The sequence below is a fragment of the Halapricum sp. CBA1109 genome (assembly GCF_009741825.1).
Classification (GTDB): domain Archaea; phylum Halobacteriota; class Halobacteria; order Halobacteriales; family Haloarculaceae; genus Halapricum.
On sequence record NZ_WPCA01000109.1, the window covers coordinates 1 to 9541 of the forward strand.

Sequence of the window (9541 nt, forward strand, 5' to 3'; positions counted from 1 at the left end):
CGACCTCTCGGTGACCGACGGCCGCGCCGTCACCGCCGACGACCGCCTCCCGGCCGGGACGACCTACGCCGGTGAGAGCGTCCGTCCCATCGACGACGAGCGAGCGCTCCGGACCGCCGGCCGGAACTACCCCGCCGGCGTCGCCGACCGGTTCACCCAACTCCCGGATGACACGCCGAGTCGCCTCGGGTCGTTCACCGACCGCCTCACCGCCGACGCGGACTCGCCGTACGAGGCCGCCCGGACGATAGAGGCGTGGCTGGAGACGAACAAGACATACTCGCTGAGCGCACAGGCGCCCGAGACCGACAACGTCGCGACGACGTTCGCCTTCGAGATGGACACCGGCTACTGCGAGTACTTCGCGTCGACGATGGTCGCGATGCTCCGGACCCAGGACATCCCCGCGCGGTACGTCGTCGGCTACTCCACCGGGCAGGAGACGAGCGAGGACACGTACACCGTCCGCGGGATGAACGCCCACGCGTGGGTCGAGATGTACGTCCCGGACGTGGGCTGGGTCCAGTTCGACCCGACGCCGGGACAGGCCCGACTGGCGACCGAGCGCGACGCGCTGGAATCACAACGGCCCGAATCGCCGGCGTACGACCCGACCGAACAGGGCAGTCCCAACGAGACGTTCAGCCCCGACGACCCGGCGACCCCTCCCGAGGATATCGATCCGACCCCCACGGACCCGGCGACGAACGGCACCGACACGAACGGGACCGACACCCCGAACGGCACCGATAGCCCGGAGGGAACCGACCCCGGCGACACGCCCCCTGACGGCACCGACGGGTCGCCTCCGCCCGACGACGGCACCGACGGCGCGCCGGGTGACGGCACTGGCGACAACGGCGCCGACGGTGGAACCGGCGGCAACGAGACGCTCCCGGACGACGGCACCGGGACAAACGGCACCGAGGCCCCGAACGGGACCGACGGGACTGGCGACGGGGACGGGAGCGGCGACGGCGCCGACGGTGGCCCGGGCGGCACGGACGGCGGTGGGGCCGACGGTGCCGGCGACGGAGGCGGGTCCGGCGACGCGTCGGCACCGCTGTCGGTCGCCCTCGACGGCGACCCGGTACCGGGGTCGGACGGTGACGGTGTCGGTAACGCGGGACGGCCGGCCGGTCGACGGCGCGACGGTGCTGTTCGACGGCGAGTCAGTCGGCACGACGGGGCCGAACGGCACCGTCACCGGGGAGGTCCCGTTCAGCGAGCGACTGAACGTCACCGTTCGCACGTCCAGCGCCGACGCCGTCGGGTCGCTGGCCGCGCCCGGTCGTGACCCCGCGTCGGATCGACTGTATTCTGCCGGCGGTAGCGTCACCGAAGGGCTCGGAGCGGTCGGTTCGGGCGACGCGCTGACGGACGAGACCAATCGGACGTTCCGCGTGGCGACCAACGCCTCGCTGTCGCTGTCGGGGACCGTCGCCACGGGGCAGACGGTCCTGCTGACGGCGACGGTGCGGGACGTGGCGCTTTCGAACGCGACGGTGCGCCTCGACGGCGCCTTCGTGGGCGAGACGGGCCCCGGCGGCCGCCTCCGGGTAGCCCTGCCCGGGTCGCCCGGTAATTACTCTGTCTCCGTCGAGCGCGACCCGGTCGCGGGCAACCGGACGGTCACGCTCGATCCACTGACCGTCTCCGTCGACCCGTCGCTCCCGGCGGCGTTGCCCGGAACGGCGGTGACCGTCACCGCGACACTGGGCAACGAGTCCGTCGCGGGCGTCCCGGTCACCGTCGACGCGACCCGGTCGGGACCACGGGGCGTCGACGGGACGCTGACGACGACGCTGCCGCTTTCCGGCAGCGCCACCGTCGGCGTCGCCGAGTACGGCCAGACGGCCACGGCGACGGTCGAGGGCCTGTGGACGACGCTCGGCGTCGCGGTGGCGCTGGCGCTGGCTATCGTGGCCGCGGCCGCGCTGCTGGCGCGCAGACAGGGGACCACGCTCCGGCGGGTCGTCGCCGCGGCGTTCGTGGCCGCCGTCGACGGACTCGTGGCGGTCGCGGACCTGCTCGTCAGGGTCGGTGCCGGCACGGTGCGCTCGATACGAGGCGGGATCGAGGCGCTCGCGGCGTTCCTCCGCGGACGGCTGGACGCCGCCGAGGTGCGGGCGCTGTTTCTCGCGTGGGCGGGGCGGGGTGCGGGCGAGCGCCCGCGCCGAGGCGGCCGCACTGACGCCCCGGCGGTTCGCCGCGAGCGCCGACCCCGACAGGACGACGATCAGAGCGGCGTGGCACCGGTTTCTCGACACCGTCCCGGTGACCGATCCCGACACGAAGACGCCGGGCGAAGTCGCGCGGCAGGCGGTCGAGCGCGAGGGGCTGCCGGCCGACCCGGTCCGGACGCTCCGGGACGCCTTCCGGGCGGTCGAGTACGGGGCGCGCGACCCAGAGGAGTACGAACCGGCCGTCGAGGACGCCCTCGAAGACATCGAGGCCACGACGGAGGACGATTCCTGATGGCGGTGCGGGCCGTCGCCGGACTGATCGGTACGGTCGTCACCCTCGGCGCCGTCGCGGTGGTCCTCGCGCCCGACACCGTCCTCGCTGTCGTCCCCGTCGAGGCCCTCGTGGCGAGGGACCCGCGGGTGACGCTCGTCGCCGTCGCCGGACTGCTGGGGCTGGTGTCGGTCGCCGTCGCTCGCTCGCGCGGCGGCGCGGACACGCCGCCGCTGGTCGACCGCTCGCTCGAATCCGTCGACGCGGCGTCCGGGCCGGCGCCCGGACAGTCGGTCACCTACCGGGTCGAACGGGCCGCGACGGCGACGACGGCGCCGACGAGGGCGTCAGGGAGACGCTGTCGGCCAGCGCGGTCCGGGCGCTCGCCCGCGACCCGGCGGTCGAAACCGAGGCGGCCGAGGACGCCCTCCGCTCGGGCGAGTGGACCGACGACCCCGTCGCGGCGGCGTACCTCGGCGACCCGACGATGCCGCTGTCCTCGCGGCTCAGGGAGTGGCTCGCCCCCGAGCGCGAGCGGCGGCGACGCATCGAGCGGACGGTCGCGGCGGTAGAGGCGGCCGGGGAGGCGTCGGGGTCGTGAACGCGTCCGTCCATCGGTTCAGCGCGGGCCTGTCGGGGACGCTGTTTCTGGTCTCGCTCGGACTGCTGTACGGGGAGCCGTCGGTGCTGCTGTTGGCGTTGGTGCCGCTGGGCTACGTGGCCTACGGTGCGCTCTCGACCCCGCCCGAACCGACGCTGTCGGTCGAGCGGTCGCTGTCGGCCCGGACCGTCGGCCCCGGCGACACCGCGACGGTCGAAGTGACCGTGACGAACACCGGCGACCGGACGCTGCCGGATGTCCGCGTCGTCGACGGCGTTCCCGAGTCGCTGGTGGTTTCGGAGGGCTCGCCCCGGGGGTTCGCCTCGCTCCGGAGCGGCGAGTCGCTGACGCTGTCCTACGCCGTCGTGGCGACCCGCGGTGAGTACGAGTTCGACCCGCCGACGGTCCGGTGTCGGTCCCTGAGCGCGACCCGTGTCGTGACGAGACCGGCAGCCGTCGACGGCGACGAGACGCTGGTCTGTTCCACGACGGTCGAGCGCCCGCCCGTCGAACGGGCGACGCAGACGCGGACGGGCACGCTGCCGACGGACAGCGGCGGGGCCGGACTGGCGTTTCACTCGACGCGGGAGTACCGCCACGGCGATCCGACGAGCCGAATCGACTGGCGCCGACTCGCCAAGACCGACGACCTCTCGACGGTGAACTACCGGGAGGAGCACGCCCCGCGGACGGTGGTCGTCGTCGACGCCCGACCCCCGACGCGGGTGGTCCCTGAAGCGGGCTACCCCTCGGGGGCCGAACTCGCCGGCTACGCGGCCAACCGGACCTACGAGTCGCTGACGGCGGCCGGGCACGGCGTCGGCGTCGCGGCGCTCGGACTCGACGACGTGGGTGTCGAGGGCCACGACGGCGAGACCATCCCGTGGGTCAGCGCGGAGGGGCGGGGGAGCACCGTCCCCTCGGCCGCGGTGCTGTTCGACGCCGTGGCGGCGGCCGGCGCGGCCGGCGGCAGCGAGGCCGACAGTCCCGACGGGGCCGCTGACGCCCGACACCGGCGACGAGTTGGCGCGGGACCTGCTCTCGCGGTTGCCGCCCGACGCCGAGGTGCTGTTCTGCACGCCGCTGTCCGACGACAGGGCGGTCACCATCGCGCGGACGCTCCGGACCCAGCGACACGCCCCGTGACGGTGTTGAGCCCCGACGTGACGGCGGCGACGGAGTCGCTGGGCGGTCGCGTCGTCGCCTCCAATCGCGCGGACCGCGTCGCGGCGCTGCGGGACGGTGCCGTCCCGGTCGTCGACTGGTCGCCTTCGGCGTCGCTCGATACGGCCCTCGGGGAGTTGATGGCCCGATGACCGACCGGTCGACGCGGTTCGGGACGGCCGTCGTCGTCGCCGTGACGGCGCTGTCGCTGGCCGGCCTCGTCTCGATAGTCGGACAGGCCGACCGCGTCGCGCTCGGCGTCGTCGCCGGGGCCCTCCTCGCCGGGACGCTGTGGGCCTTAAAGTGGGACCGGTACCGCTGGCTGGCGGCCGCCGGCGGCACCGCCGCCGTCCCGGCGGTCGGCGGCCTCTTGCTGGTCGGCGTCGGCGGGGCCGTCGTCGCGCAGTTTCGGACGAGCGAACCGGTCGGGACGGCGCTCGTCGTCCTCTGTGCCTGCGTCGCTGCCCTCGCGTCGGCGTCACCCTCGCCGGGGGGTTCGACCGGTCGACGCTCAGCGGGGCCGTCGGCGTCGCCGTCCCGGCCATCGGCGTCCCGGGCGTCCTGCTGGCGGTGCTCGTCCTCACGCGCTTCCTCCCGGTCGGCCGGGAAGTCGGGGCCGTCCTCGGCGGGGTGCTCGGCGTGGTACTGGACCCCGCGCCCTACCGCGTCCACCTCGGCGTGTGGCTGGCGCTCGCCGTCGGGGCTGTCGCCGCGATGCGGGCCGCCGTCCGCGCGCTCCCGGTGTCGGAGCTCCGGACGAGCGAGTGGGAGAACCCGCTGTCGGGGCTCTCCCGGTACGCGCCGGTCGCCGGGGCGGCGGCCGCGTTCGTTGCCCTCGTCGCCTTCACGGCGGAACTGCTCGGCCGGCCGTACGCGGGCCTCCCGCGGGGCGTCGAGAACCTGCTCGCCGCCGTCACCGGGTCGCCGCTGCTCCGGGTCGCCCTCGTCGGGACGACGCTGGTCGCCGCGGCCATCGTCCTCGTCACGGCGTCGGTCCGCCGGGGCTATCGGGCCTCCGGCGGTCGCCTGTTCGCCACCGTCACGCCGTTTCTCGTGGCGTTCGGGCTGGCGTGGTGGTTGCTCGCGGCCGGCGACGCGGTGGCGACGGCGGTCCGGTCGGAACTCGCTCGCCGCGTCCCCGCGCCCGCGACCGAACCGGCGCTGGAGCAGTTCGACGCTATCGTCGAGTTCTACGGCGCCGACCTGTTCGCGTTGACGATACTGGTCGGCGTGACCATCGTCGGCGCCCTCGTCGTCATCGGTCTGTACGTCGCCGTCGCCACCGGTCGGGTCCCCGAACGCGCCGGCGGTCCCGCGATGGCCGCCGCGGGCCTGTTCGCGACGGCCGGTCTCGGCGTCGTGCAGGGCGCGCCGCTGTCGGTCGGGCTGCTCGGGGCCGTCGCCAGCGTCGTCGTCTGGGACGGGGGCGCGTACGGCTACCGCATCGTCGCGGAACTGGGCGCGGGCGTCGAGAACCTCCGAGCGGAGCTTGTGCACGTCGGTGCGACGCTGTCGGTGGGCGCCGTCGCCGGCGCGTTCGCGCTGTCGCTGTCGGCTGTCCTCTCGGGGACGACCGTCGAGTCGGCGGTGCTCCCGGCGCTACTGGGCGCGGTCGTCGGTACGCTGTTTCTGGTGGTCGCCAGCCGCTGACGCCACCGCCGGCACCGACACCGCGTCGAGGACGTCCCTGACGACCGCCGTCGGGTCGACGCCTTGGACGGACGCGTCGGCGGTCAGGACGAGGCGGTGGGAGAGCGTCGGCGGCGCGACGCGCTTGACGTCGTCCGGGACGACGTACTCCCGGCCGGCGAGGACGGCGCTCGCCCGCGCCGTCTCGAACAACCGCTGGACGCCCCGCGGGGAGACGCCAACCTCGACCCGGTCGTCCGCGCGGGTCGCCCGCCCGATGTCGACGACGTAATCCCGTATCTTGTCGTCGACGCGGACCGACTCCGGGACGGTCTGGAGCGCCCGGACCTCCGCGCGGTCGGTCACGGCCCCGACGCTCGGCGTCTGTACGTCCCGGTCGGCCCGCCGGTCGACGAGCGTTCGCTCGCCCGCCCGGTCGGGGTAGCCCATCGACGTCTTCACCGCGAAGCGGTCGCGCTGGGCCTCCGGCAGCGCGAACGTCCCCTCCTGCTCGATAGGGTTCTGCGTGGCGATGACGAAGAAGGGGTCCGGCAGGTCGTGGGTGTCGCCGTCGACGGTGACCTGCCCCTCGCTCATCGCCTCCAGCAGCGCGGCTTGGGTCTTCGGCGGCGCGCGGTTTATCTCGTCGGCCAGCACGACGTTCGCGAACACCGGCCCCGGAGCGAAACTGAACTGCCCGGTCTCCTTGTCGTAGATGTTCGACCCCGTGATGTCCGAGGGAAGCAGGTCGGGCGTGAACTGGATGCGCTGGAACTCCAGTCCGAGCGCCCGGGCGAAACTCCGGGCCGTCAGCGTCTTGCCGGTCCCCGGCACGTCCTCCAGCAGGACGTGGCCGCGGGCCAGCACGCCGGTCATGATCGTCGAGAGAAAGCGGTCGTCGGCGACGACGGCGTCACCGACCCGGTCGAGCACCGACCGACAGGTTCGGGTCGCCTCCTGTGTCTCCATATGCGGACCCGTAGTCGATATCCCCTAAACAGTGTCGCGCTCCCGTTCGACGTAGACGACGCGCTCCCGCGGAATCGAGCGCTCGATGTCCGGGCCGTCGCCGGCCGCGAGGACGACGCGCCACACCCCGCGCTCGCCGTCGTAGGCCGCGTCCGCCGGTGTGTACTCCCGCACGCCGCCGGTCGCCGTCGGGTCTTCGGTGACGATGCGCATACTGTCCCGAGTGCCGGCGGCGTTGTAGTCGTTTGGGCGAGTCAGTCCGCGCCGGCCGTCCGGAGAGCGACGGTGACGACGCTGCCGCCGTCCGGGGCGTCGTCGAAGGTGACGGTGCCGCCGGAACGCCGGACGATGAGATAGACGAGCCACAGTCCCAACCCCTGTCCGTGAGCGAGCGCCGTCTCTTCGGTGGTCCCGGTGAGTACGTCCACCTCCACGTCCGGGATGCCCGGCCCGTCGTCGGCTATCTCGACCGTCGTCGTCTCCGGTCCCTGCTCGACGGTGACCGCGACCGATGGAGTGTCGGCGTCGTTGTGGACGACGGCGTTCGTGAGCAACTCAGTGAGCGCCGTCCCGAGGCGGCCGACGGCATCGACGGACGCTGACTCGGAGAGGGACAGCGTAACGTCAGCGTCGGGGTAGTCCGCCCGCAGGTCCGCGACGGCCTCGCGGAGCGTCGTCGAGAGGTCGATGGCGACGACGGGCGGGTCGTCCGTCCGGAGCAGTTCCGTGATCACCCGCTCCTTGTCGACGTTCTCTATGAGGACGCGGCTGGTGCGTTCGATTCGGTCGGCGTACTCCGTCAGCGGCGGGTCGCCGTGGGCTTGGATCAACTCCGCCATCCCGGTGACGACGTTCATCCGGTTGCGGAGGTTGTGCCGGAGGTACCGGCCGAGCGTCTCTATCTGGCGCTGGCGCTCGATGCGGGCGGTGATGTCCTGCTGGAACCTGATGAAGTGGTTCACCTCGCCGGTGGCGTCCCGTACCGGCGAGATGTCGAGGCTGTTCCAGAACTCCGTTCCGTCGGCCCGGTAGTTGCGGATCACGACCGAAACCGGGCGCTCGTCGTCGATGGCTGCACGTATCTCGGCGACAGTCTCCGGGTCGGTGTTGGGGCCCTGCAGGAACCGGCAGTTCCGGCCGAGGACCGCCTCGCGGTCGTAGCCCGTCATCTCGAGGAAGCCGTCGTTGGCGTACACGAGGGGATTGTCCTCCCGGGACGGGTCCGAGAGCGTGACGCCGAGGGGCGCCGCGTCGACAGCCCGGGCCATCCGGTCGCGCTCGCGCTCCTGTCGCTTGTACTCCGTGACGTCCTGTATCGTCCCCCGGACGCGGGCCAGTTCCCCGTCGACGTACTGCGGTTCGCCACACGTCCGGACCCACCGTTCGTCCCCCTCGGCAGTGATCAGTCTGGCCGTCACGTCGTAGGGGTCGTCGTCCTCCACGGCGGCCTCGAACGCGGACCGGACGGCATCGCGGTCCTCGGGGTGGTAGTGGTCGAGGCTCCGTTCGGGCGTGAGATCGGCGTCCGCGTCGAGGCCGTGGATCCGCAGGACTTCGTCGGTCCAGTAGGCGTCGCCGGTCTGCGCGTCGTACTCCCACGCGCCGACGCTGGCGATGCTCTGGGCCTTCTCGAAGAAGTCCAGTTGCCGTTCGAGTTCGTGTCCCTGTGCCCTGCTGACGGTGATGTCCTTCATCGCGGCGACGACGTACTCGATAGCGCCGGTGTCGTCCACGACCGGCGCCATATTGACCGAGAGCCACACCTGCTCGCTGTCCGGGTGGTCGATGCCGTGTTCGTAGCCGTACACCGGCTCACCGGTGTCGAGCACGCGTGCGAACGGCAACTGTTCGCTGGGGATATGGTCGCCGTGTTCGTCGACCGCGTGCCACGCCGGGTCGTCGTAGGCCCGCGTCTCGACTTCCGAGCGAGACAGGCCCAGCACCGTCTCGGCGCGGCGGTTCGCCCTGACTATCCGGCCGTCGGCGTCGAGGACGACGCTCGCAAGCGGGCTGATGTCGAACAGCCGGTTGCCCAACTCGTCGTCGGCGAGCGGTTCCGAGGCGGTCCGCATCCCCAACAGCGCCTCGATGCGCTGTCCGATGGTCCGTTTCGAGGCGCTCGTCCGCAACATCGCGTCGACGCGGTCGTACGCGTCGGCGTCCCCCGCTCGCCCGCCGCTCCGGGTCGAGGAGCAACAACACCGGCGCGAACGTCGGGTGCTGTGTGGTCCGCCACCGGGTGAGCGCGTCGTCCGCCCGTCCGAGGCCGCCCTCGTCGACCAGACAGAGGTCCGTCCCGGCGGGCACGTCGCCGGTCACGTCGACGATGTCCTCGCTCCCGAACAGGCGTTCGAGCATCTCCCGGTCGTCGTCGCTGGCGACGGCGAGTCCGATCTGTACCGTCGGGCGGTCGAGGTGTGTCGTCATCAGTCTGTCTCCAGGCTACGTCGGCTCTCAGCGGACTCCGGCGACCACGTCCAGCGTCGAAGTACTGTTGTGAGGGGACGGGACACACGCATAAAGAACTGGTCCCGCCGAAAGTGCCAGCGCTTAAGCGAGCGGAGTCCCAAGCGACCGGAGATGGAATCACTGCGCGGTGACGGGGCCACGGGCCCGGCGACGGACGCCGACATCACGGCGCGCAGTCGACGCATCGACAGCGTCGACCACGACGCGGTCGTCGCGGCCATCGACCGCCCGTCGGTCGTCTGGCGCGAACCG

At 72.7% G+C, this 9541-nt stretch carries 10 protein-coding genes; 6 read left to right on the top strand and 4 right to left on the bottom strand.

What is annotated here, in order from left to right; translation table 11 throughout:
- Positions 1-1297 (top strand): transglutaminase domain-containing protein (locus GJ629_RS16290; protein ID WP_305037653.1); only part of this gene is annotated, 1297 nt, incomplete at its 5' end.
- 288 nt (positions 1298-1585) lie between these two features.
- Here GJ629_RS16290 and GJ629_RS18025 read toward each other — a convergent pair.
- The gene (locus tag GJ629_RS18025) at positions 1586-2053 is read right to left on the bottom strand and encodes a hypothetical protein (protein ID WP_370515886.1); all 468 of its coding nucleotides are present in this window, start codon (positions 2051-2053) and stop codon (positions 1586-1588) included.
- Between the two features lie 224 nt (positions 2054-2277).
- Between GJ629_RS18025 and GJ629_RS18030 the strand changes: the two genes are divergently transcribed.
- The 4 genes from GJ629_RS18030 to GJ629_RS11680 all read left to right on the top strand — a co-directional run bounded on the left by GJ629_RS18030 (position 2278) and on the right by GJ629_RS11680 (position 5872).
- Positions 2278-2478 carry a DUF4129 domain-containing protein gene (locus tag GJ629_RS18030; RefSeq protein WP_370515888.1) on the top strand — a complete coding sequence of 67 codons (201 nt, stop codon included), beginning with the start codon at positions 2278-2280 and terminating at the stop codon, positions 2476-2478.
- Positions 2478-3029 (top strand): hypothetical protein, encoded by a 552-nt coding sequence (locus GJ629_RS18035; RefSeq protein ID WP_370515887.1) that lies wholly within the window; start codon positions 2478-2480, stop codon positions 3027-3029. Before GJ629_RS18030 ends, GJ629_RS18035 begins: the two co-directional genes overlap by 1 nt.
- Before the next feature lie 25 nt (positions 3030-3054).
- Positions 3055-4374, top strand: a complete 1320-nt coding sequence (locus tag GJ629_RS11675) for a DUF58 domain-containing protein (RefSeq protein WP_157513227.1) — start codon at positions 3055-3057, stop codon at positions 4372-4374.
- Positions 4375-4525: 151 nt separating this feature from the next.
- Positions 4526-5872, top strand: a complete 1347-nt coding sequence (locus tag GJ629_RS11680; protein ID WP_197428575.1) for a hypothetical protein — start codon at positions 4526-4528, stop codon at positions 5870-5872.
- Here the strand turns inward: GJ629_RS11680 and GJ629_RS11685 are convergent.
- The 3 genes from GJ629_RS11685 to GJ629_RS11695 are packed head-to-tail and all read right to left on the bottom strand — an operon-like array spanning position 5822 to position 8952.
- A complete protein-coding gene (locus tag GJ629_RS11685) occupies positions 5822-6820 on the bottom strand; it encodes a MoxR family ATPase (protein WP_157513229.1) in 999 nt (332 codons plus the stop codon). The genes GJ629_RS11680 and GJ629_RS11685 overlap by 51 nt on opposite strands.
- Before the next feature lie 24 nt (positions 6821-6844).
- The gene (locus GJ629_RS11690; protein WP_157513230.1) at positions 6845-7033 is read right to left on the bottom strand and encodes a hypothetical protein; all 189 of its coding nucleotides are present in this window, start codon (positions 7031-7033) and stop codon (positions 6845-6847) included.
- 41 nt (positions 7034-7074) lie between these two features.
- On the bottom strand, positions 7075-8952 hold the full coding sequence (locus GJ629_RS11695; RefSeq protein ID WP_157513231.1) for a PAS domain S-box protein: 1878 nt from the start codon (positions 8950-8952) through the stop codon (positions 7075-7077).
- On the opposite strand from GJ629_RS11695, the gene GJ629_RS11700 reads away from it, so the two are divergent.
- On the top strand, positions 8921-9541 hold a 621-nt coding region (locus GJ629_RS11700), incomplete at its 3' end, for a hypothetical protein (protein WP_157513232.1). The two genes, GJ629_RS11695 and GJ629_RS11700, sit on opposite strands and share 32 nt — an antisense overlap.

Excerpts from the sequence above, each read along its gene's own strand:
- GJ629_RS11685 (WP_157513229.1), bottom strand. The coding sequence starts at position 6,820 with ATGGAGACACAGGAGGCGACCCGAACCTGTCGGTCGGTGCTCGACCGG.
- GJ629_RS11695 (WP_157513231.1), bottom strand. The coding sequence starts at position 8,952 with ATGTTGCGGACGAGCGCCTCGAAACGGACCATCGGACAGCGCATCGAG.
- GJ629_RS18035 (WP_370515887.1), top strand. The coding sequence starts at position 2,478 with ATGGCGGTGCGGGCCGTCGCCGGACTGATCGGTACGGTCGTCACCCTC.
- GJ629_RS11690 (WP_157513230.1), bottom strand. The coding sequence starts at position 7,033 with ATGCGCATCGTCACCGAAGACCCGACGGCGACCGGCGGCGTGCGGGAG.